The sequence below is a fragment of the Paraburkholderia strydomiana genome (assembly GCF_031456815.1).
Lineage (GTDB): Bacteria > Pseudomonadota > Gammaproteobacteria > Burkholderiales > Burkholderiaceae > Paraburkholderia > Paraburkholderia caledonica.
This window is the reverse complement of record NZ_JAVDVL010000021.1, coordinates 35177-56366: the sequence shown is the minus strand read 5'-3', so window position 1 is coordinate 56366 and position 21190 is coordinate 35177. Positions and strand designations below refer to the sequence as shown.

19 protein-coding genes are annotated in these 21190 nt (G+C 63.1%); 13 read left to right on the top strand and 6 right to left on the bottom strand.

The window, feature by feature from the left end; all coding sequences use genetic code 11:
• Window positions 1-67: 67 nt before the first annotated feature.
• Together J2W46_RS32545 and J2W46_RS32540 are read left to right on the top strand one after the other, a co-directional pair.
• Window positions 68-1450: an MFS transporter gene (locus J2W46_RS32545; protein WP_310359811.1), complete on the top strand. Its 1383-nt coding sequence runs from the start codon at window positions 68-70 to the stop codon at window positions 1448-1450.
• Between the two features lie 353 nt (window positions 1451-1803).
• Window positions 1804-3405 carry a peptide chain release factor 3 gene (locus J2W46_RS32540; protein WP_020068586.1) on the top strand — a complete coding sequence of 534 codons (1602 nt, stop codon included), beginning with the start codon at window positions 1804-1806 and terminating at the stop codon, window positions 3403-3405.
• A gap of 127 nt (window positions 3406-3532) precedes the next feature.
• On the opposite strand, the gene J2W46_RS32535 is transcribed toward J2W46_RS32540, so the two are convergent.
• Window positions 3533-4402, bottom strand: coding sequence for a LysR substrate-binding domain-containing protein (locus J2W46_RS32535; RefSeq protein ID WP_027779974.1), 870 nt, complete (start codon window positions 4400-4402; stop codon window positions 3533-3535).
• A 267-nt stretch (window positions 4403-4669) separates the two neighbouring features.
• Here J2W46_RS32535 and J2W46_RS32530 point away from each other — a divergent pair, with 267 nt between their 5' ends.
• Window positions 4670-7150, top strand: coding sequence for a bifunctional acetate--CoA ligase family protein/GNAT family N-acetyltransferase (locus J2W46_RS32530; RefSeq protein WP_310359807.1), 2481 nt, complete (start codon window positions 4670-4672; stop codon window positions 7148-7150).
• A 35-nt stretch (window positions 7151-7185) separates the two neighbouring features.
• On the opposite strand, the gene J2W46_RS32525 is transcribed toward J2W46_RS32530, so the two are convergent.
• Together J2W46_RS32525 and J2W46_RS32520 are read right to left on the bottom strand one after the other, a co-directional pair.
• On the bottom strand, window positions 7186-7731 hold the full coding sequence (locus tag J2W46_RS32525) for a hypothetical protein (RefSeq protein ID WP_310359804.1): 546 nt from the start codon (window positions 7729-7731) through the stop codon (window positions 7186-7188).
• Window positions 7732-7840: 109 nt separating this feature from the next.
• Window positions 7841-8629: an IclR family transcriptional regulator gene (locus tag J2W46_RS32520; protein WP_310069894.1), complete on the bottom strand. Its 789-nt coding sequence runs from the start codon at window positions 8627-8629 to the stop codon at window positions 7841-7843.
• A gap of 213 nt (window positions 8630-8842) precedes the next feature.
• Between J2W46_RS32520 and J2W46_RS32515 the strand changes: the two genes are divergently transcribed.
• From J2W46_RS32515 to J2W46_RS32490, 6 genes are all read left to right on the top strand, one after another.
• Entirely contained in the window at window positions 8843-9166 is a 324-nt protein-coding gene (locus tag J2W46_RS32515; RefSeq protein WP_310359801.1) for a UxaA family hydrolase, read from the top strand.
• 42 nt (window positions 9167-9208) lie between these two features.
• Entirely contained in the window at window positions 9209-10534 is a 1326-nt protein-coding gene (locus J2W46_RS32510) for a UxaA family hydrolase (RefSeq protein ID WP_310359798.1), read from the top strand.
• 80 nt (window positions 10535-10614) lie between these two features.
• Complete coding sequence (locus J2W46_RS32505) at window positions 10615-11655, top strand: aldo/keto reductase (RefSeq protein WP_087753644.1); 1041 nt, start codon at window positions 10615-10617, stop codon at window positions 11653-11655.
• Window positions 11656-11663: 8 nt separating this feature from the next.
• Window positions 11664-12494, top strand: a complete 831-nt coding sequence (locus J2W46_RS32500) for an amidohydrolase family protein (protein ID WP_310359862.1) — start codon at window positions 11664-11666, stop codon at window positions 12492-12494.
• Window positions 12495-12533: 39 nt separating this feature from the next.
• Window positions 12534-13277, top strand: coding sequence for an SDR family oxidoreductase (locus J2W46_RS32495; RefSeq protein WP_020068577.1), 744 nt, complete (start codon window positions 12534-12536; stop codon window positions 13275-13277).
• Between the two features lie 78 nt (window positions 13278-13355).
• The gene (locus J2W46_RS32490; RefSeq protein WP_088176624.1) at window positions 13356-14204 is read left to right on the top strand and encodes an ureidoglycolate lyase; all 849 of its coding nucleotides are present in this window, start codon (window positions 13356-13358) and stop codon (window positions 14202-14204) included.
• Between the two features lie 39 nt (window positions 14205-14243).
• Here J2W46_RS32490 and J2W46_RS32485 read toward each other — a convergent pair whose 3' ends face one another.
• Window positions 14244-14678 (bottom strand): PaaI family thioesterase, encoded by a 435-nt coding sequence (locus J2W46_RS32485; RefSeq protein ID WP_020068575.1) that lies wholly within the window; start codon window positions 14676-14678, stop codon window positions 14244-14246.
• 269 nt (window positions 14679-14947) lie between these two features.
• On the opposite strand from J2W46_RS32485, the gene J2W46_RS32480 reads away from it, so the two are divergent.
• Window positions 14948-16570, top strand: a complete 1623-nt coding sequence (locus J2W46_RS32480) for a methyl-accepting chemotaxis protein (RefSeq protein WP_310359791.1) — start codon at window positions 14948-14950, stop codon at window positions 16568-16570.
• A 111-nt stretch (window positions 16571-16681) separates the two neighbouring features.
• On the opposite strand, the gene J2W46_RS32475 is transcribed toward J2W46_RS32480, so the two are convergent.
• Window positions 16682-16885 (bottom strand): cold-shock protein, encoded by a 204-nt coding sequence (locus J2W46_RS32475; protein ID WP_006047528.1) that lies wholly within the window; start codon window positions 16883-16885, stop codon window positions 16682-16684.
• Window positions 16886-17103: 218 nt separating this feature from the next.
• Between J2W46_RS32475 and J2W46_RS32470 the strand changes: the two genes are divergently transcribed.
• On the top strand, window positions 17104-17379 hold the full coding sequence (locus J2W46_RS32470; protein ID WP_310359787.1) for a hypothetical protein: 276 nt from the start codon (window positions 17104-17106) through the stop codon (window positions 17377-17379).
• A gap of 111 nt (window positions 17380-17490) precedes the next feature.
• Here the strand turns inward: J2W46_RS32470 and J2W46_RS32465 are convergent, their stop codons facing one another.
• Window positions 17491-18600, bottom strand: coding sequence for an AGE family epimerase/isomerase (locus J2W46_RS32465; RefSeq protein ID WP_310359785.1), 1110 nt, complete (start codon window positions 18598-18600; stop codon window positions 17491-17493).
• A gap of 257 nt (window positions 18601-18857) precedes the next feature.
• Between J2W46_RS32465 and J2W46_RS32460 the strand changes: the two genes are divergently transcribed.
• Both J2W46_RS32460 and J2W46_RS32455 read left to right on the top strand, forming a co-directional pair.
• Entirely contained in the window at window positions 18858-19544 is a 687-nt protein-coding gene (locus J2W46_RS32460) for an MgtC/SapB family protein (protein ID WP_087753638.1), read from the top strand.
• A gap of 129 nt (window positions 19545-19673) precedes the next feature.
• Window positions 19674-21014: a hypothetical protein gene (locus tag J2W46_RS32455; RefSeq protein ID WP_310359780.1), complete on the top strand. Its 1341-nt coding sequence runs from the start codon at window positions 19674-19676 to the stop codon at window positions 21012-21014.
• The last annotated feature ends 176 nt before the right edge of the window (window positions 21015-21190 follow it).

The window sequence follows — 21190 nt, the reverse complement described above, 5'->3', positions numbered from 1 at the left end:
AGACCTCATACGGGCGGAAGCGCATCGCGTTCGCCGCCCGAAAAAGCCAATAAATCAAGGAGACAGCGTGAGTAATCAGGATGTCCAGGCGAGCCCTCTCGGCCTCGCCCCCACTTTCCCGGCTGCGGCGCCGTCCGCGAACCGCCCCATTTCCATCGACGACGTGCCGTTGAACGCGTTCCACGTGAAGATCGCCGGCCTCACGTTCGGCGCGCATTTCACCGAAGGTTTCGCGCTCGGCACGATCGGCTACGCGCTGGCCGCGATGAATCGTCAAATGCCACTCGACGCATTCTGGATGGGCATGATCGGCAGTTCGGCGCTGATGGGCATTTTCTTTGGAAGCCTCGTGTTCGGTTGGCTGTCGGATCGGCTCGGGCGGCAAAAAATCTTTCTGTTGAGCTTTGTCATCATCACCGTGGCCGCGTTTGCGCAGTTCTATGTGCACTCGCCTTTCGAACTCTGCTTGCTGCGCGTATTGATCGGCTTCGGCATGGGCGGCGATTTTGCGGTGGGACATGCGATTCTCGCGGAATTCTCGCCGCGTAAGCATCGCGGAACATTGCTCGGGTCGTTCAGCGTCGTGTGGACGATTGGTTACGTGGTGGCGAACGTGCTCGGCATGCATTACGCCGACGCCTCGCCCGATGCATGGCGCTGGCTGCTCGCCTCTGCGGGCGTTCCGGCGCTGATCGTGCTGGTGTTGCGCATGGGCACGCCCGAGTCGCCGCGCTGGCTGCTCGGCAAAGGCAGGATTGCGGAGGCGAGGTCGGTCGTGCTCAAGCACTTCGGCGAGAACGTCACGCTCGACGGCGCTCACGACCAGCACGCGCAATCGGCTGGCGGCTTCATGCGTCTCTTCGAGAAAGACCTGATTCGCCGGACTATCTTCAACTGCGCGTTTTTCGTGTGCCTCGTGATTCCGTATTTCGCGGTCTACACATTTTTGCCGACCATCTTGAAGGCGATTCATCTGAACAACGATTCAGGCGCGGATTTGCTGCTGAACGGCTTTCTCGTGCTCGGCGCGCTGATCGGTATCTGGCTCACGATCAAACTGCCGCGGCGCGTTTTCCTGATCGGCTCGTTCGCGGTGACGTGCGTGTCGCTGATCGCGCTCAGCTTGCTGCCGGAATCGGCGACGCTCGCCATGATTGTCGCGTTCGGCATTTTCACGCTGACCATGTCGGCATTCTCAAACCTGGTCGGCGTGTTCCCGCCCGAGTGTTTTCCCACCGAAGTACGCGCCTGCGGTGTCGGACTGGCCATTGCTTGCAGCCGTCTCGGCTCCGCAGTGGGGACGTTTCTGTTGCCGCTCGGCATCGCCACGCTCGGCTTTCACATCACAATGTTCGTGCTCGCGGCCGTGCTGCTGGTCGGCATGATCGTTTCGATTGCCTGGGCGCCGGAGACTAAACATTTGACGTTGACCGAAGCGTGCGGCGGCTAGTAGGACACGAAGCGTGCGGCCCGGCGGCGGCGCGGTTACGGGCCAAAGGTAGCCGCTTCACCGCCCGGCGAACGTTTCTGACAGTAGCGCCGGCCGGCCGCCCCTCGCGGGCGGCTTTCCCACGTCCGCCGTCCCGGCGTGTATCATTCGTTCCCTGCGCTGTTCTGCGCTGGCGATTATCCGTATTGTCGAACGCTCGTTCCCGACCTGTTTTCCGACGCGGCCCGGTTGCCATAGTGATGCGGGTTCCCGACCCGACTCCCGCAGCTCGACGCCGCCGCGCCACGCGTGGCAGCCCGGAGGCCACAAGCTTCCGAAGACCGCCGAACCCCTATCCGTGACCGCCAGACCCGATGTCAGTCTCCGAACTCAAACGCCGCCGCACCTTTGCGGTCATTTCCCACCCGGACGCGGGCAAAACCACGCTGACCGAAAAGCTGCTGCTGTTTTCGGGCGCGATTCAGATTGCGGGCACCGTTAAGGGCCGCAAGAGCAATCGCTACGCGACTTCTGACTGGATGGAAATCGAAAAGCAGCGCGGCATTTCCGTCGCGAGTTCGGTGATGCAGTTCGAGTACGGCGACGCGGTTATTAATCTGCTCGACACGCCGGGCCACGAAGACTTCTCCGAAGACACGTATCGCGTGCTCACGGCGGTGGATGCGGCCGTGATGGTGATCGACGGCGCGAACGGTGTCGAAGCGCAGACGCTGAAGCTGCTCGAAGTGTGCCGCAGCCGCAAGACGCCGATCGTCACCTTCATCAACAAGCTCGACCGTGAGGTGCGCGAGCCGCTCGAACTGCTCGACGAGATCGAGCAGCATCTCGGTGTCGCGGCGGTGCCGTTCACGTGGCCGATCGGCATGGGCAAGGAATTCCAGGGCGTCTACGACATCCAGCGCGATCAGGTTCGTGTGTTCCGGGCCGGGCAGGACACGGCCGGCGGCGCGGTTGAAACGCTGCAAGCGTTGAGCGATGAAGAAGGCGAGCGTCGTTTCGGCCATAGCTGGACCAAGGCAAAGGAAGAGATCGACCTGATCACCGGCGCAACGCCCGATTTCGACCGCGAGCAGTTTCTTGCCGGTCAGCAATCGCCGGTGCTGTTCGGCTCGGCGATCAACAACTTCGGCGTGAAGGAAATTCTCGACGCGCTGGTCGACCTGGCGCCGCCGCCGTCGATGCGTATGACGGTGCAGCGTCCGGTGATGCCGGACGAGCCGAAGTTCACCGGCGTCGTTTTCAAGGTGCAGGCGAACATGGATCTGGCGCACCGCGACCGCGTGGCGTTCATTCGTGTGTGTTCGGGGCGTTTCGAGCGCGGCATGGCCGTGAAGGTGACGCGTTCGAACAAGACTTTTCGCGCGAATAACGTTGTGACGTTTCTGTCGCAGCGGCGCGAGACGGTGAGTGAGGCGTATCCGGGCGACATTATCGGTATTCCGAATCACGGCACGCTGAGCCTCGGCGATACGCTGACCGAAGGCGAGGCGTTGCAGTTCGTCGGACTCCCGTTCTTCGCGCCGGAAATCTTTCAGACCGTCGAGGTGGTCGACCCAATGCGCGCAAAGCAACTCGGCGAGGCGCTCAAGCAGCTTGGCGAGGAAGGCGCGATTCAGGTGTTCCGTCCCGAAGTGGGCGGTTTGATGATTCTGGGCGCGGTTGGCCAACTGCAATTCGAAGTCGTGTCGCACCGTCTGTCGACCGAATACAAGGTCGACGTGCGCATGGCGCCCGCGCGCTACCGCATGTCCCGCTGGGTGACGTGCGACGACCCTGCGGAACTGCGCCGCTTCACCGACTCATACGCTGCACGCATCGCGCTCGACGCATCCGACGCGCCCACGTATCTGGCCTCGCATGTGTCGGAGATCGAAGTTGCGCAAAAGGCATGGCCGAAAATCGTGTTCAACGAGTTGCGCGAGCATTCGGGCGCGCCGTTCAAGAAGGCAATGTGACCAGTTAAGCCCGTCCGCCAGCGCATGTGGCTGGCGGAGCCTGTTCAGATCAGAGAAAGCCGCGTGTCATGCACGCGGCTTTTTTATTTCGAGGCTCGCTTTCGGCTCGCCATTGACGGAATGGCCGCTAGCCCATGTTCAGTACTTGTTCGCGCAACCACCCCGCGAACGCCTGCACGTATTCGAGGGCGGCGTGCTGAGGCGCGACGTCGAGCCAGTAGCCGAACGGGCCGGCCACTTCGACATCGGAGAACTGCGCGAGGCTGCCGTCCGCCAGTTCCTCGACGATCATATTTCTGTCGACGATAGCGAGGCCCGCGCCCTTGCGCGCGGCGCGGATCGCCTGTTCCAGCGTCGAGAATTCAATGCCGTTGTCCGCGTAACGCGCGGGCAGCCCTGCTGTGGCGAGCCAGTTCGGCCACAGGTCGAGCCTCGCGTCGTTGTGCAGCACGTGCAGCGCGGGCATGTGTTCAAGCAGCCTGTCGAGCGGCTCGCCGAGCAGCATCGGCGCGCCCACCAGTGCATGGCGCTCGGTCATCAGCAATTCGGAATGTGCGTCGGGCAATGCATGACGGCCGAAGCGGATCGTGCAGTGGCAGTCGGCGGTCGGCTCGGTGCGAATCGACAATTCGACGTCGGGCATCTCATCGGCGAGTGAACCAAGCCGTGGCGAGAACCATTGGGTCGCGAAGGTAGGCGGTACGGCCACCACGAGACGGCGCCGGCCCTTTGCCGCGGTGATTTGCCGGAAACCGCGCTCGATGGTGTCGAACGCGTCCGACAGACAAGGCAGGAATTGCAGCCCCACGGGCGTCAGGCGAATGCCTTTGTGATCGCGCTCGAACAGCTTCGCGCCGAGCGATTCCTCGAGCAGTTTGATTTGCCGGCTAACGGCGCCTTGCGTCACGCATAGCGCGCTCGCCGCGCGGTTAAAGCTCATGTGGCGCGCTGTTTCCTCGAAAAAGCGCAACGCGATGAGCGATGGCAAGCGTCGCATACATCACCTTCTGTCTCTTGGATCGTGCGGGGCAGTGCGGCCGATGTGAAGGCGCGCGGATCGCCTGCAATTGTCGCATTGAAGCACTGCATTTTGCCTGCGCGCGCTAAAAAAATCCCAATGCGCGGTTGCGCCGGTCAACCTCCGATTGCCAGGGCTGTGGCTGGTGCGCGAGAAGCGCCGCGCGATGGCCGCTCTTCGCCTATGCTGAGGAACACGCGCGCGTCGACGTCCGAGCGGCGCGCCATTTTCATCTGCGGAGCGCCTGTGACCGTTCGCAATCTCGACGCGTTGTTCCGACCCAAATCTGTCGCCGTGATCGGCGCCTCCGAGCGGCCGGGCAGCACCGGCGCGATGGTCTGGGCGCGCTTGCTGGAAGGCGGCTTCGAGGGACCGCTGTGGCCGGTCAATCCGAGATACGAAACGCTGAGCGGGCACCCGGTAATCGGCGATGTCGGCGACTTGCCGCAAGCGCCCACCGTGGCACTCATCTGCACGCCGGCAGCTAGCTGGCCTTCGATCATTCACAAACTCGGCGGTTTAGGGACGCGCGCGGCGATTATTGTCGGCGAGATGCGATGCGACGACGACAGACTCGCGCTGCGGCATGCGCTGGCGGCGGCGCGGCCGCATCTTTTGCGGATTGTTGGACCGGGCAGTCTCGGCGTAGTGACGCCGGCGCTGCGCGCGCATTTCGGCGCGCCGTCCTGCACTGTGAAGGCGGGCGGCGTGGCGTGGGTCTCGCAGTCGAACGCGCTGACCAACGCAGTGCTCGGCTGGGCGCATGCACGCGGCCTCGGTTTTTCGCACGCGATCGCGCTGGGCGGCGAGGCGGATGTCGACGCGGGCGACGTGCTCGACTATCTGGCGAGCGACCCAGGCACGCGCGCAATTCTGCTCGAACTCGACAGCGTGAAGGCGGCGCGCAAATTCATGTCGGCGGCTCGCGCGGCGGCGCGCAACAAGCCCGTGCTTGCTCTGCGTTCGGGCCGCGCCGATCCCGCCGACGGGCTTTATACCGCCGCATTTCGCCGCGCCGGCATGGTACGCGTCGACGCGCTCGACGACCTGCTCGACGAAATCGAAACGCTTGGCGTGGGCCGCGTCGCAGCGGGTGCGACCGCGACGCTGATCACTAGCGACCGTGGCCTCGCGACGCTTGCGTGCGACGCGTTCGCCGCCGCAGGCGATACGCTCGCGCCGTGGCCGGAACAAGCGTCGCAGGCGCTACAGGAGGCGCTGCCGCATGCGGTAGGCGGCAACCCGCTGCAACTCGGCGACGACGCTCGTCCCGAGCACTTCGGCACGGCGCTGAAGCTGCTTGCCGAGCATCGCGGCACCGGCACGGCGTTCGTCGTGCATGCCTCGACACATGGCGCGCCGGTCGGCGACGTGGCGCAGGCGCTGATCGAAAATCAGCGGTACGCGTATCGCGGACTGCTCGCATGCTTCTTTGGCGGACTCGACGCTGCTACGCGCGACGCGTTGCATGCGCAAGGAATTCCGGTTCACACGACGCCGCAGCGGCTCGCCCGCGCATTCGCGCGTCTCGTCGATTACCGGATGGGGCGCGAATTGCTGATGCAGACGCCGGAGGGCTTGCCAGCCGAAGTCCCCGACGCGATCGACGCCGCACAGGCGCAGGCTCGCGCCGCGCTTGCTGCGAGAGAGCGCGAATTAACCGGTGAAGCGGCAGCGGACTTGTTGAAGCGTTTCGGGCTCGACATAGAAACGGTGCCGACAGCGAATACAGCGGGCGTGGGCGAGCGTCCCGACGCGGCGCAAAGTTCGCGCGAATCGGACTGTGCGGAAACCAGCCCGCCGTCTGAGCGCAAGCCGGTAGTCGACATCGCCGTGGAGCTTCATGACGACGACAACTTCGGTCCTGTGTTCCGCTTCACGGCGCCGTCCGCCGATGGTGTTTCCGAGCCGCTGCGACTCTATGGTCTGCCGCCGCTCAATCCGACGCTCGCCCGCGACATCGTCACACGGTCGCCGTATGCGCGGCTGATCGCGCCGGAGCCTGCGCTAGCCGCCTTGACGGCGCTCTCGCAAGCCGTCTGCGACGTCAGGGAAATCGTTGGTCTTACGCTCACGCTGCGCGTGTACCGCGATCATGTGACGGTTGTCGCACCCACGCTGAGAATCGCGCCGACGCGCAGCCGCCTCGCGATCATGCCGTATCCGCGCCGCTTCGAGGAGACACTCGACTGGCAAGGTCTGCGTATAACGGTGCGGCCGATTCGCCCCGAAGACGAGGCCGCGCATCACGACTTCGTCGAAGCGATGACGCCCGAGGATTTGCGGCTGCGGTTTTTCGGTGCAGTAGGCAGCTTCGATCATTCGCAGCTCGCACGCATGACGCAGATCGATTACGACCGTGAAATGGCGCTGGTCGCGACAGTGCAAAGCGACGAGGGCCTGGCGCGCACGCTCGGCGTGGTGCGCGCGGTGGCGGACCCGGATAACGAAACGGCAGAATTCGCAGTTGCCATTCGCTCGGATCAGAAAGGGCGACGGCTTGGCCGGTTGCTGACCGACCGAATTATCCGGTATGCGCGTGCGCGCGGTATACATTGGCTTGTCGGCGAGGCGTTGCGGGAGAACACTGCGATGATCGCGCTCGCGAGAGCGAGCGGCTTCACGATCACGCCAACGGAAGACCCGAGTGTGGTGGGCTTCCGGATGGCGCTGGAGAAAGAGCCGGAGCAGGAGAAGAGCGCCGCGACTGTGCGCGGCGCGCGTTGATTCGAAGGTGCGAGCACCTCCGCAACAGCAGGCGATCAGGCCGGCATCTTCGCAGCCGCTTCATCGACCTGCGCTCGCGTGACGGCCAACTCGTCCAGCCACGCATCCGCATACACCGCACCGGTTTCGCGTTCCAGCCGCGCGATGGTTGCCGCGCAGCGGCTCGAATCCTTCGGCGTCGCGATAAACGACTTCACCGACTGCCCCGCCTTGAATGCATCGAACAGCGGCACGCGGATATCGTCCGGCAACTGACGCGTCGTCCATTGATATGGCTTGCCGTTGAACGTGAACGAGGGCGGCAGCACACGTTCTTTCTTGGCTGCGGGAATCAGGCCGTACGTGCGCGCGGCTTCACCAATCTGCTCAGGTGAAAACAGTTCGTCGGGGCTGATGTCGAATTGCTGGATGAAAGTCTCGATGCTCTTCATCGCTGCCGCACGGTCGTCACGCCGCTTTTGCGCATGAGCGACGATGTCGCGGAGTTCGTCGGCTTCTGCAGGCGTGATCGTGAAGCTCGATTGCTTCTGCTGGAGTTCGGAAAAACGCTGGAATTCGGAATCGGTCAGAAGTTTCGCCATTGCTTATCGAAGGGCGCGCATGAACGGATTCATGCGGCGACATTTTTGAGAGGGTCGCCATTCTAAACCATGCGCGCGAGCGGTCTGCATCGACTCAGGCGGCCACGCGTCAGACACCCTTCTCACTGAACATGGACAGCGCCTGAACCGTCTCGCGCAGCAGCGTAGTCGCGGCTGCGAGCGTAGGCGCGACGTATTCGTCGATACGCTTCAGATAAGGGCACGTAAGCGCCGCGATTGCCTGGCCGGACGGGCCGAGAATCGGAAACGTCACGTCGGTCACGCCGAACGTCTGCTGGCTGTCCTTCTGCGAGAAACCCGCGGCGCGAATCCGTTCGCACGCTGCTTCGAGTGCGTCGCGGTCTATCGTCACTTCGCCCTTCACCTTGGTGTGCTCGGCGAGCATCTGCGCGCGCTGCTCGATCGTCTGGAATGCGAGCATTACGCGGCCCGAGCCAGTGTCGATCAGGCCGACCCGCGATCCGAGCCGCACCGACATGCCCCAGGTGCCCGGTCCGTCCACTTGCGCGATGACAAGCAGATTGCCGCGGTCGTACACGGCGAGGTGACACGACTGTTCGGCGGCGTCCGCGAAACGTTGCATGAGCGGCAACGCCTCGGAGATGAGCCGGTTCATCGGCGGGTGACGATGGGCGAGCGCATACAGCTTGAGGCTCAGCGAGTAACGATCGCCGCTCGCGGAACGCACCACGTATTGCCGGGCGACCAGACGTTCGAGCATCCGGTACATCTCGCTCGCGTTGCGTCCAAGCAGCTTGGTGATCTCGGCGCGCGTGAGGCCTTGCTTCTGCTCCGCAAGCAACTCCAGGATGTCGAGACCTTTGTCGAGCGCAGGAGCGCGATAACGGTCGGCATCGTCTTTGTCTTCTGCGTCCATCGTGCGGTAATTCCGTGAGCTGTTCGTACCTGGCGCTTGAGTGTAAGTGCGGCGGCCGATTCCTGCGAGCGGATGCGTCCAGGGAAAACACGGACCATTGGTGCAGTGCACTTCCCTTGACTTCGAAAAGTGCATATATGAATAATGCGTTCATTGGTGAATTTAGCATGTCCGCTTCTAGCATGCGTCGCCACGGTCTAACGGAGAACTCATTTGACCAGTCGCCCGCAAACGGATCCGCGTCTGATCCTGCTCAGTCCCGAGGACAATTGCCTGATCGCGGCGGCGCGGCTCGACGCCGGCACGCAACTGGAGATCGAAGGGGAGAACGTGACTCTCCCGCAAACCATCGAACTCGGGCACAAGCTAGCGCGCCGCGATCTGGCGAAGGACGACAAGGTGCTGCGCTACGGCGCAGTGATCGGCCACGTGACGCAAGCGGTGCAGCGCGGGGCGCATCTGCATACCCACAACCTCGAAAGCGATTACCTGCCGACCTATACGCACGACGCCGGTCATCAATTCGTACATCACTGATTCGCGCATAACGACGCGGCTTCGCGCTGCGGTGGAACGACCATGACTGAGACTTCCGTAGCAACTGCCTCCGCGCAGCAGCCCATGTTGCAAGGGTATCCGCGCAGCGACGGCCGCAAAGGCATTCGCAATGTCGTCGCGGTCGCGTATCTGGTCGAGTGCGCGCATCATGTGGCGCGCGAGATCGTTACAGAGTTTCGCGAGCCGCTCGACGCGTTCGGCGACACGTTTGCCGACGGATCTGCCGGGCGCGAGCCGCCGGTTCATCTGATCGGCTTTCCCGGCTGCTATCCGAATGAGTACGCGGAGAAAATGCTCGAGCGGCTCACAACGCATCCGAACGTCGGCGCGGTGCTGTTCGTCTCGCTGGGATGCGAGAGCATGAACAAGCACTATCTCGTCGACGTGGTTCGCGCGAGTGGCCGCCCCGTCGAAGTGCTGACGATTCAGGAAAAGGGCGGCACGCGCAGCACGATCCAATATGGCGTCGACTGGATTCGCGGCGCGCGCAAGCAACTCGCCGCGCAACAGAAAGTGCCAATGGCGCTCAGCGAGCTGGTGATCGGTACGATCTGCGGAGGCTCGGACGGCACGAGCGGCATCACCGCGAATCCGGCGGTTGGCCGTGCGTTCGATCATCTGATCGACGCGGGCGCGACCTGCATCTTCGAAGAGACCGGCGAGCTGGTAGGCTGCGAATTCCATATGAAGACCCGCGCCGCGCGACCGGAACTGGGCGACGCGATTGTCGCGTGCGTCGCGAAAGCGGCGCGCTATTACTCGATTCTCGGCCACGGTAGTTTTGCGGTCGGCAACGCGGACGGCGGCCTCACCACGCAGGAAGAGAAATCGTTAGGCGCGTATGCGAAGAGCGGCGCGTCGCCGATTGCGGGCATCGTGAAGCCGGGCGATATTCCGCCGACCGGCGGCCTTTATCTGCTCGATGTGGTGCCGGACGGCGAGCCACGGTTCGGCTTCCCGAACATCAGCGACAACGCGGAAATCGGCGAACTGATCGCGTGCGGTGCGCATGTCATTCTGTTCACGACCGGACGCGGTTCGGTGGTCGGCTCGGCAATTTCGCCGGTCATCAAGATATGCGCGAATCCCGCCACGTATCGCAACCTGGCTGGCGACATGGACGTGGACGCAGGCCGTATTCTGGAAGGCCGCGGCACGCTCGACGAAGTGGGACGCGAAGTGTTCGAGCAGACGGTGGCGGTGTCGCAGGGTGCGCCTTCCAAGTCGGAAATGCTGGGTCATCAGGAATTCATTCTTACGTACAAGACGTTCGAGCCGGTCGGGCCGGCATGCTTGCCGTCGAACACCGTCGCGCCTCGACGCGTGGTTACTGTGGCGCCGCACTGAGCGTTGCCTTGCCGTGTGATAAAAAGAGCATGCAACAGCAACCACTTGCATGCGACTGGAGCAAGAAGGAGACACGCTCAATGACTGCAACGAACGGTTCGAAAATCCAGCAACGCCGCCGCGTTGGCCGCAGCGCATTGCAAGTAACCGGATTGAGCCTCGGCACCGCGCCGCTCGGCGGCCTCTACCGCGATCTGTCCGAAGAAGAAGCACACGCCACCGTCGCGGCCGCCTGGAACGCCGGCGTGCGCTATTTCGACACCGCGCCGCATTACGGCCACACCAAAGCGGAGCATCGTCTTGGCGACGCTTTGCGCCGCTATCCACGCAGCGAATATGTGTTGTCGACGAAAGTAGGCCGCCGTTTCGTACCGCGCACCAATCCCTACGACGGCAGCGAAGGCTGGCAGGATCCATTGCCCTTCGAAGCGATTTACGACTACACGCACGACGGTATTCTGCGTTCGTTCGAAGATAGCCAACAGCGCCTGGGTATCGTCGATATAGACATTCTGCTGGTCCACGACATTGGGCGAGTCACGCACGGCGAGAACAATCCTCACTACTGGCGGCAACTGACTGAAGGCGGTGGTTTTCGCGCGCTCGACGAACTACGCTCGGCCGGCGCCGTCAAGGCGGTGGGACTCGGCGTCAATGAAGGCGCTGTAATACTCGACGCGATGGCCGAGTTCGATATCGATTGCGCGTTGCTCGCGGGCCGTTATACGCTTCTCGAACAGGCGACTCTCGACGACCTCTTGCCGGCGTGCGAAAAGCGCGGCGTCAGCATCCTGTTAGGCGGTGCGTTCAACTCGGGCATTTTGGCGCGCGGCGTCGAAGGCGATCTGAAATTCAATTACGGCGAGGCGCCGCGCGAAGTCATCGAGCGAGTGGCGCGACTGGAGACAGTTTGCCGCAACCACGGCGTGCCGCTCGCCGCCGCAGCCCTGCAGTTTCCGTATGCGCATCCGGCGGTCGCCACCGTGCTGACCGGCGCGCGCAGTGCCGACGAATTGCGTGAGAACGCTGCGTCGTTCGAGTTGCCGATTCCCGGGGCCTTGTGGTCCGCGTTGCGCGAGGAAGGCTTGCTCGACCCTCGTGCGCCCGCGCCACAGAACTGAACGTGAAGATGCATATCGACGCTCACCAGCACTATTGGGACCCCGCTCGCGGCGACTATGAATGGCTTACGCCGGAGCTCGAAATTCTGTACCGCCCTTTCGGCCCGGCGGATCTGAAACCGTTGCGAGAGAGGGCGGGCATCGAGAAAACGGTCGTGGTGCAGGCGGCGCCGACCATCGACGAAACGCGTTATCTGCTCGACATTGCGCGCGACGAGCCGTCCATTGCCGGCGTGGTCGGCTGGGTGCCGCTCCTGCTGCCTACCGCCCCGGCTTTGATCGGAGCGCTCGCGCAAGAGCCCAAGTTCAAGGGCGTGCGGCCCATGCTGCAAGACCTGCCCGACGATACATGGATTGCGAATCCCGATCTCGCGCCTGCCGTCGAAGCGCTGATCGCGCACGACCTTGCCTTCGACGCGCTGATCTACGCACGGCATGTCGACCACGTGGAAACGTTCGCGCGGCGTTTTCCGTCGCTGCGCATCGTGGTCGATCACGGCGCCAAGCCGCCCATCCGCTACGGTCAGGCCGGCTGGCAAACATGGGCCGACGCGATCGCGCGGCTCGCGAAGCTGCCGGGCGTGCACTGCAAGCTGTCGGGGCTCGCGACCGAGGCATCGCCGGGCTGGACCGAAGAGACACTACGCCCATACGTCGAGCACCTGCTTGCTACGTTCGGCCCCGCGCGGCTGATGTGGGGCAGCGACTGGCCCGTGCTCGAACTGAACGGCGATTATCTGCTGTGGCATTCAGTGGCCAACACGCTGCTTGCGTCGCTTGACGACGGCGAGCGCGAAGCGGTTTTCGGCGGCAACGCCGCCGCGTTTTATCGACTGTGACGTGACGAACACGTTTAGCCCATTCAACTGGAGTCGTAGATGACACAAAGACTGGCCGGCAAAACAGCATTGATCACCGCGGCGGGACAGGGCATCGGCCTCGCAACCGCCGAAATGTTCGCGCGCGAAGGCGCGCGCGTGATCGCCACCGACATCCGCATTGACGGGCTCGCGGGCAAGCCCGTCGAGGCGCGCAAGCTGGACGTGCTCGATGGCGAGGCCATCAAGGCGCTGGCCGCAGAAGTCGGCCCGATCGACGTGCTGTTCAATTGCGCAGGCTTCGTGCACGCGGGCTCGATCCTCGAATGCAGCGAGGAAGACTGGGACTTTGCGTTCGACCTCAATGCGAAGGCAATGTACCGGATGATTCGCGCATTCCTGCCCGCCATGCTGGAGCGCGGCGGCGGCTCGATCATCAATATGTCGTCGGCGGCGTCGAGCGTGAAGGGCGTGCCGAATCGCTTTGCGTACAGCGCGTCGAAGGCGGCGGTGATCGGGCTGACCAAGTCGGTTGCCGCGGATTTCGTCACGCGTGGTGTACGCTGTAACGCGATCTGCCCGGGCACAGTGTCGTCGCCGTCGCTCGAACAGCGGATCGCGGCGCAGGCCGCGGCGCAAGGTGCAACGCTCGAAGCTGTGCAGGCGGCGTTCGTCGCGCGCCAGCCAATGGGCCGAATCGGCAAGGCCGAGGAGATTGCTGCGCTGGCGCTCTATCTCGCGTCGGACGAATCGGCGTTCACCACGGGTCACGCTCATGTGATCGACGGCGGCTGGTCGAACTGACGCATAGATACAGGGCGTCGCAAGCCGGCGCACTGACGTAACAACCGAACACCACTGAACCCAGAGGAAAGTGCAACGATGAAACTGCTTCGTTATGGGCCGAAAGGCCAGGAAAAGCCGGGCTTGCTCGACGCGCAAGGCAAGATCCGCGATCTGTCCGGCGTAGTTGCCGACATCGACGGTGCGGCGCTGACCGACGAGGGCCTCGCCCGGCTGCGCGCGCTGGACGCGGCTTCGCTGCCGGTTGTTGACGGCGATCCGCGCATGGGCCCGTGCGTCGGCAAGATCGGCAAGTTCATCTGCATCGGTTTGAACTACGCGGATCACGCGGCCGAGTCGAATCTGCCCGTGCCCGCTGAGCCGGTCATCTTCAACAAGTGGACGAGCGCGATCTCCGGTCCGAATGACGACGTGGAAATTCCGCGCGGCTCGAAGAAGACCGATTGGGAAGTGGAACTTGGCGTGGTGATCGGCAAACCGGCCAAGTATGTGGACGAAGCGAACGCGCTCGATTACGTCGCAGGCTATTGCGTGATCAACGACGTGTCGGAGCGCGAATGGCAGATCGAACGCGGTGGCACCTGGGACAAGGGCAAGGGCTTCGATACATTCGGCCCGATCGGCCCGTGGATGGTCACGCGCGACGAAGTCGCCGATCCGCAGAACCTCAGCCTGTGGCTCGAAGTGGACGGACACCGCTATCAGAACGGCAGCACGAAGACGATGGTGTTCGGTGTTGCCAAGCTGGTGTCGTACGTGTCGCAGTGCATGAGCCTGCAACCGGGCGACGTCATTTCCACGGGAACGCCGCCGGGCGTCGGCATGGGCGTCAAGCCGAATCCGGTGTATCTGAAGCCCGGCCAGACGATTCGTCTCGGCATTGAAGGTCTCGGCGAACAAACGCAGAAGACCTACGCAGCGGAGTAAGTCACTGCGAGCCGGCGGCGAGCGTTTGAAGCTTTAGCGTCAATTCGCCGGTTCGTGATCGCCGTTCTCGCCGATCCGGTTGACCGTGCCTTGCGCAACCGCGACGAGTCTTTCGCGGTTGCCATCCATCACAAAGATGTTGCATTGGCAGGTCGCCTGATGGCGGCCCGCATACACCACCTTCGCCCGCGCGATCAGCGTGCCGTTCACCGCAGGGCGCAAGTAATTGATCTTGTATTCCCCCGTCACGACCTTGGGCCCGAGCGATAGTGCGCCGGCGAAGGTCAGCGCGTTGTCCGCCAGATAGCTGACTACGCCGCCATGCACGAAGCCGTGCTGCTGCCGCAACTCGTCGCGGATCGGCAGGCTCAGCGTCAGTTCGTCGGTGCCCGTGTGCATCAGCTCTGCGCCTAACAGCATGCTGAACGGCTGGGCGTGCAGTGCGCCGCGCGCCCGGTCGAGTAGGTCGGTCATTGTGATTCCTTCGAGGAAGGCCTGCGGTGGCAGTGCGCACTGGCGTACGCGCGTCAGTCCCTACCCACTCTAGGAAGCGCCAACGCGCGCCGTCAAGGTGAATCGGAAATATCTGCCCCGCATTGTTGCTTGCCACGGTAGGAATGCAGACGTTGGCCGACGTAAACGCGACGTAAGGCGATCTTTGGAGTTTTTGACCTTAAGCAAAGAATGGTGCTGCCGTTAACCCTGAGGTACTCCCCGTCATTCTCTGCCTTCAGGTGTTCACGATGTTCAGCAAGATCAAGGTCGCATCCGGCCTGTTGTGTGTTCTGGCCGCATTCTGCGTTTTCCAGCTTGTCACGGTAGGTCTCGGTTTCTGGTCGCTCACGCGTACCCATGACGACGTTGGCGACCTTTCGAACATCGCGCTCAAGCAGGTGGATGCCGTCAACGAAACCACGCAGCATCTGATGGACGCCCGCATCAACCTGTCGCGTGCCGGTACGCGCATGGTGCGCGGCGGCGCGGAGCCGACCGAAATCGTTCAGCATGCGCGCGAGCAGCTGACGGCCGCCGAGCAATCGTTCAACGCGTTCATGAGCGCCCCGAAAACGAGCGACGAAAACGGCGCCCGTGCCGCAGCCCTCGCCGAGCGCTACAAGAAGCTGCATGGCGCGCTCACGGAACTGGCGCAGTTTCTGGACGCAAACAACATTCAGGCGTTTCTCGACCAGCCGACGCAATCGTTCCAGGACGGCTATCTGACCGAGTTGCATAACTTCACGCAGTTCGGCAATTCGGCGAGCCGCGCGTCGCTCGATTCCATCGACGCGCGCATGGCCGCGTTCCGGGTCGTCAGCATTGTGATTCTGCTGGCGCTGGTCGGCGGGACGTTCGCGGTGCATATGGCGTTGCGCCGTGGCGTAGTCGCACCGTTGGAGGAAGCGGGCCGTCACTTCGACCGGATCGCACAAGGGCGTCTCGATCAGCCGATCGCAGCCCGGGGCACCAACGAAATCGGCCGGCTGTTCTCAGGCCTTGCCAAGATGCAGGCGAGCGTCGCGCGCACCGTGCAGACCGTGCGCGAGGCGGCCGACTCTATTCACCTCGGCGCCGATGAAATCGCGACCGGCAACGCCGATCTTTCCGCACGCACTGAAAACCAGGCCGCATCGCTCGAAGAAACGGCGTCGAGCATGGAAGAATTGACTGCCACAGTGCGTCAGAACGCCGATCACGCGCGCGAAGCAAACGCGCTCGCCGAAACGGCCCTCGAGGCAACCTCGCGCGGCAGCGAAGTGGTCGACAAGGTGGTGGACAAGATGCGCGGCATTGCGCAGAGCTCGGACAAGATCGCCGAGATTATTTCGGTGATCGACGGCATTGCGTTCCAGACCAATATCCTCGCACTGAACGCGGCCGTCGAGGCGGCGCGCGCAGGCGAACAGGGCCGCGGCTTTGCAGTCGTGGCAGGCGAGGTTCGCGGACTGGCCCAGCGCAGCGCGCAGTCGGCCAAGGAAATCAAGACGTTGATCAGCGAATCGGTCGCCGAGATCCAGGGCGGATCGGCGCTCGTCGAGCATGCCGGCGAAGCGATGAGCAACGTGTCCGCCTCGATCTCGCGCGTGACGCAGATGATGGCTGAAATCAGTGCGTCGTCGCTCGAGCAAAGCACGGGCATCGAGCAGGTGAACCAGGCGGTTGTGCAAATGGACGAGATGACGCAGCAGAACGCGGCGCTCGTCGAGCAGGCTGCGGCAGCGGCGGCTTCGCTGCATCAACAGACTCAGCAATTGAAGCAGGCTGTTTCCGTGTTCGAAATTTCGGCGGCTGTGTTGCGCACACAACAGATCGACGAAACGCCGGCGGAATTCGGGGAATTTGCGGTGTCCGGAATGCGCGCGATTTAAACGGTTCGCGCTCAAAAATCGGGCAGCCAGAAAAGAAAAATGGCCCGCGGAAGCGGGCCATTCTTGTATTAGGCGCAAGCGCCTACGCGTGCCTCAATGTACCGTTGGTACTTAGGCCGGCGTGATGTTCGCAGCTTGCTTGCCCTTCGGGCCCTGCTTCACTTCGAACGACACTTTCTGGTTTTCCTGCAGGGACTTAAAGCCGCTGCCTTGAACTTCAGAAAAGTGTGCAAACAGGTCTTCGCCGCCGTCGTCCGGCGTGATGAAACCAAAGCCCTTTGCATCGTTAAACCACTTCACAGTACCTGTTGCCATTTTTGATCCAGTAAATGTTGTGTATTGCATTCGCGACCGCTATTTCTCAAATCGAGATCGAGCGCGAAGTACGAGTTGTATCACGTCTTTATGATGGACGCCAATCAACCAGTATTCGGGTATTCCCCGGCTTCGGCCTTTTCGAGGCGTCGAGGGCACAAAAAAGGACGTGCCTCCGCGTAGGGTAAACTGCTTGTATTACTCTTCCAGGAAAAACATTGACACATTATTTGCAAGAAGAACTTACGTCGTTCTGGAGCCGTTTGACCCCCTATCTCGCGGTATTGGAGTCTAAATCACCTCAAGACGACGCACCGGACCCTGTCGGCCGAATCACCGTGGATGCCGACGACCGCCAGGCTTTTGCCCTCCACACCACCGAGCGCAAGCCGCAAGGCGGCACGTCCGACACGCCTACTGGCCAAAGCGCAACGTATATGCGGACCAGATCGGCCGGCGCCGATTGGGGCCCTTGGCAGCGCGAAGAGTATTGAGCGACCGGGCGGCGGGAGTGAGTCGCGCCGCGGCGAATGTTTGGCGGATCTCGACTGAGGGCGAGGCCGCTAAAAAGAGCGTTCGCCTCGCTTGTACGTCGGCCTGCCGTGTCAGGCCGGCAACGCGTTGAAAGCCGTTGCGAGGTGATAAGGCGTGGTCGACGGCATGTCGGCGCGCGCTACTTCACCCGTTGAAGTTTTGCATTCGACCCAGCCTTGCGGCCGCAAGAAACGTTGCTGGAACAGTTCGATTTGCCGCGGCAGATCGGCCCGCACGACAGCTTCGTCGTGGCTCGCTAGTGCTCGCAAATACTCCGTTTGCGCCCAGATGCGCTGAGTCGGATCTTTGATCCGACCGTTTTCATCGAGCGACGCACAGACGCCGCCCGTTTCCTGATCCACACCATTGCGTTGCGCAAAATCGAACGCGCGCGTCAGTGTTTCCATCAGATCTGATCCCTCGAATAGCGCGCCTGCCCGCTTGGCCAGCCAGAACCATTCGAACTGATGCCCCGGCTCGAGGCGATTGTCGTCGGTGCCAATCGGCAATTCGGCGATGCAGCCCGACGGCGCATGCACGAAGTGACGAGCGACCGCGCCGGCCAGGCGCCTTAGTGCGGCGTCGAAAGCGTTGTCGCGCGTCGCTTCGCGGGCCGCGAGCCAAGCCTCCGTTAAATGCATCAACGGGTTCTGAACCGGTTTGCCGGTTACTGCGGCGAAGTCGGCCGTGAGCGCGGCATTGAAGAGATTGTCTTCAGCGGAAAAATGCGACTGAATCAGCGCGGACGTGCGATGCACGATCTCCAGCGCGTCGCGATTGCCGGAGCGTCGGCCATATTCCGCACAGGCGAAGACGACGAACGCATGTGTGTACAGGTCTTTCGCGGTGTCGAGCGGAGCGCCTTGCTCATCGACGCTGTAGAACCAACCGCCGTGTTCCGTGTCCTGAAAAGTGTGCGTAAGGGAGTCGAACAGGACTTGCGCGTGGGCTGCGTCGCCGGCTTCGGAGAACACAAAGAGTTGGCGCGCGCAGGCCATTGCCCGATAGCGTTGCGCGGGCTCTGGAAGGTGATGCTCCGCGCTGAGCGCTTCGTACGGCAGTTTGAGCGCTCCGTTGAAACCGGGCCCGCGCCACATCGGCAGGATCACGTTGTTGAAGTGCTCGCGCAGTCCCGCGGCGAGCGCGTTGGCCGGGGCGGAGTCAGGGTTGTTGCTGGGCATAGTTATGTTTCAAACGCGATGTTCAAACGCGGTGTTTCAATGCGCTCGTGTCAGCGAGCGTACGTCAAGCGGTAGTGCAATTGCCGGCCGCACCGGCACACGTGCCGGGGTTGCAGACGCGGGGCAAGCATGGGACACGCATGGGACAAGCGTGGGGCAGCGGCGGCCTGCGGCTTAGCATAATGGAAACCGAACGCATCCGGCGCCCAAAATCGACGAGGAAAACGCTCAAATAATTTCAAGAAGGAGAGAACGCGATGCTGGGTAACCTCGAACTCGTCTCCCGCCTGGTGTTGGCCGCGGCGCTCGGCAGCGTCATCGGCTTCGAGCGCGAACGTCTTTCGTGGGCGGCCGGATTGCGCACGCATATGCTGGTATGCGTGGGTTCGGCGCTGATCATGATCGTATCGGCCTATGGTTTCGCCGAAGTGCTCACAGGCGAGCATGTCGTGCTGGATCCCTCGCGGATGGCGGCTCAGGTTGTTTCGGGCATTGGCTTTCTCGGCGCCGGTTCGATCCTGCTGCGCGGCGAAATCGTCCGCGGGCTGACGACGGCGGCGAGCCTGTGGTCGGTCGCCGCGATCGGGCTGGCGGTCGGCGGCGGGCTCTATACGGCGTCGATCGCGGCGACCATCATCATTCTGATCATCCTCGCGGGCATCAAGCCCCTTGAGCGGCGGTTCATCACGGTCAAGCAGCGACGCCAGGTGACCATGCTCGTCGAGCGCGGCGCCATGACGTTTCACTCGCTGCATGACGAGCTCGGTGCAGCGAGCCCGCGCGTCAAACAGTTCGTCATGCAGCAAAGCGACGAAACACCGGAATGCGACGAAGTCATGATTACGCTGAATCGCGTGTCGAATGTGGAGTACGAGGCGATCTGCACGCGCTTGCGCCAACTGCGCGGTGTCAGGGAGTTCAGGCAGGACGACGCGTCGTCTTGAAACCGGAAAAACGTCGGCGAATGGCTTCGGTGGCGGGGGGCGCCATGCGACAATGCGGTCTCGAAAAATTCCAATGGCATTGACGAGCGGTGCCGGCGCCCGCTCCCCGCGACGACCGCTCTTTTCTCTATGGCAGATTCCGCAGTATCCACGCAATCCCGGCCTCGGCGCGACGCTTCCACGAAGAAGCGGCGTGAGGCCACGGTCTCGACCGAAACCGAAAAAAAGCTGGCGCGCGCCGCGCGCTCGGCACAACGCCTCGCACAACTGAGCGACGTCTCGCGCGACGACAGTACGCTCGACCTGTTCCCCGACGATCCGACGCGTGCCACGCTGGAAGCGATGAACATCGACGTTCGCCAGGGCACGCTGCACGGCTTCGAACTGCCCGATGTCGTGCTGGCCGCCGTGGGCGCGCTCGATACGCCGAGCGACAGCACGTCGGCCGACGCAAAAGCGGCGCGCCGTGCGCCTCGAGCAGCCAAGGCCGATGAACCGGCCCGAATAGACCTGCAATTGAGCGGTCTCGAAATCGAGCCCTCGACAGTGACCGGGCCAGACGCCGCGCATCCGGTGCCGGCTGCCCGTTTGAATGACCAGAATGACGCAGTAGTATCGCCGCGCGAGGCTATTCCTCCGCTGTCCCCCGCGATGGCCGCCGCGATGGTGGCGCGCAGTGTCACCGCGCTGCGTCAGGCAGCCGAGCGGGAGGTCGAGACGGTGGGATCCGCGGTGGGCAACCGGTTGGAGGCTGGCGGCAAATCTTCGCAGCGTTCGGCTTCGGGCAGGAAGATGGGAGCGGCGGTTGCAGATCAGGCGGACGTAGCAGAAGGGTCCGCCGCGAGCGCACAGGGTGAAGTCAGTGCATCGGCATCGGCGCGCAACGCGAACGAATCGGCGGAAGCGGACCGCTCAACGCGTGAGACGTCGGCCACGGCTTCATCCGCCGACGTGGGCTCAGCGTTTGCCGCTCCCTGGCAAGAAGCGCAACGAGCGGAAGCCGCTGCGACTGCCGCTGCCGTGCAGCGCGCAGCCCCGGAACTCGATCGTGCGCGGGCAACGGCCTTTGCCGACACCGTCGACGCGCTGTACGGCGTGATCTCCGACCAGCGCCGTGCAGCGACGGACCATTCGCGTCGGATGAAATGGATGCTGTCGATCGTGGTCGGCGCGCTGCTCATGACGGTCGCGATCGGTATTACGCAGACCATGCTGCTTATGCGCCTCACCCGCGAAACCACCGCGCAACAGCATCGGATCGAACAGATGTTGCAAAGCCAGCAGACCGCGATGGCCAGCGTGCTCGACACACAAATGGCGATGGCCAATGCAGCCGCCCATGCCGCCCCGCCCACGCTCACACCGGCGCCCGCACCGCAGCAGGCGCTCATGGCTCCGGAATCCGCGAACGGCCAGCGCGCCGTGCACGCGCGGCACATCAGAAAGCCGAAAACGGCGAATTCGCACTGACAACCTGCGAACGGCTGCCTGCCGTGCCGGCGAAACGCCGGCCGCGGCGGCAGCTTCCATCCCCTCGCCCCATGCGGTCCACGGTAAAAGGCGTGCGAACGACTCGGGAATCCTCAAGAGCGCGCTAGCCGGGCGTCACTTAGCCATCTCGAAGCCAAGCCCCCGCCCGCGTCCAT

What these genes read in the sequence shown, in the direction of transcription:
- J2W46_RS32500 (WP_310359862.1), top strand. Translation starts at nt 11,664, where the DNA reads ATGCATATCGACGCTCACCAGCACTATTGGGACCCCGCTCGCGGCGAC.
- J2W46_RS32490 (WP_088176624.1), top strand. Translation starts at nt 13,356, where the DNA reads ATGAAACTGCTTCGTTATGGGCCGAAAGGCCAGGAAAAGCCGGGCTTG.
- J2W46_RS32465 (WP_310359785.1), bottom strand. Translation starts at nt 18,600, where the DNA reads ATGCCCAGCAACAACCCTGACTCCGCCCCGGCCAACGCGCTCGCCGCG.
- J2W46_RS32485 (WP_020068575.1), bottom strand. Translation starts at nt 14,678, where the DNA reads ATGACCGACCTACTCGACCGGGCGCGCGGCGCACTGCACGCCCAGCCG.
- J2W46_RS32480 (WP_310359791.1), top strand. Translation starts at nt 14,948, where the DNA reads ATGTTCAGCAAGATCAAGGTCGCATCCGGCCTGTTGTGTGTTCTGGCC.
- J2W46_RS32535 (WP_027779974.1), bottom strand. Translation starts at nt 4,402, where the DNA reads ATGCGACGCTTGCCATCGCTCATCGCGTTGCGCTTTTTCGAGGAAACA.
- J2W46_RS32475 (WP_006047528.1), bottom strand. Translation starts at nt 16,885, where the DNA reads ATGGCAACAGGTACTGTGAAGTGGTTTAACGATGCAAAGGGCTTTGGT.
- J2W46_RS32520 (WP_310069894.1), bottom strand. Translation starts at nt 8,629, where the DNA reads ATGGACGCAGAAGACAAAGACGATGCCGACCGTTATCGCGCTCCTGCG.
- J2W46_RS32510 (WP_310359798.1), top strand. Translation starts at nt 9,209, where the DNA reads ATGACTGAGACTTCCGTAGCAACTGCCTCCGCGCAGCAGCCCATGTTG.
- J2W46_RS32505 (WP_087753644.1), top strand. Translation starts at nt 10,615, where the DNA reads ATGACTGCAACGAACGGTTCGAAAATCCAGCAACGCCGCCGCGTTGGC.
- J2W46_RS32495 (WP_020068577.1), top strand. Translation starts at nt 12,534, where the DNA reads ATGACACAAAGACTGGCCGGCAAAACAGCATTGATCACCGCGGCGGGA.
- J2W46_RS32540 (WP_020068586.1), top strand. Translation starts at nt 1,804, where the DNA reads ATGTCAGTCTCCGAACTCAAACGCCGCCGCACCTTTGCGGTCATTTCC.
- J2W46_RS32455 (WP_310359780.1), top strand. Translation starts at nt 19,674, where the DNA reads ATGGCAGATTCCGCAGTATCCACGCAATCCCGGCCTCGGCGCGACGCT.
- J2W46_RS32460 (WP_087753638.1), top strand. Translation starts at nt 18,858, where the DNA reads ATGCTGGGTAACCTCGAACTCGTCTCCCGCCTGGTGTTGGCCGCGGCG.
- J2W46_RS32525 (WP_310359804.1), bottom strand. Translation starts at nt 7,731, where the DNA reads ATGGCGAAACTTCTGACCGATTCCGAATTCCAGCGTTTTTCCGAACTC.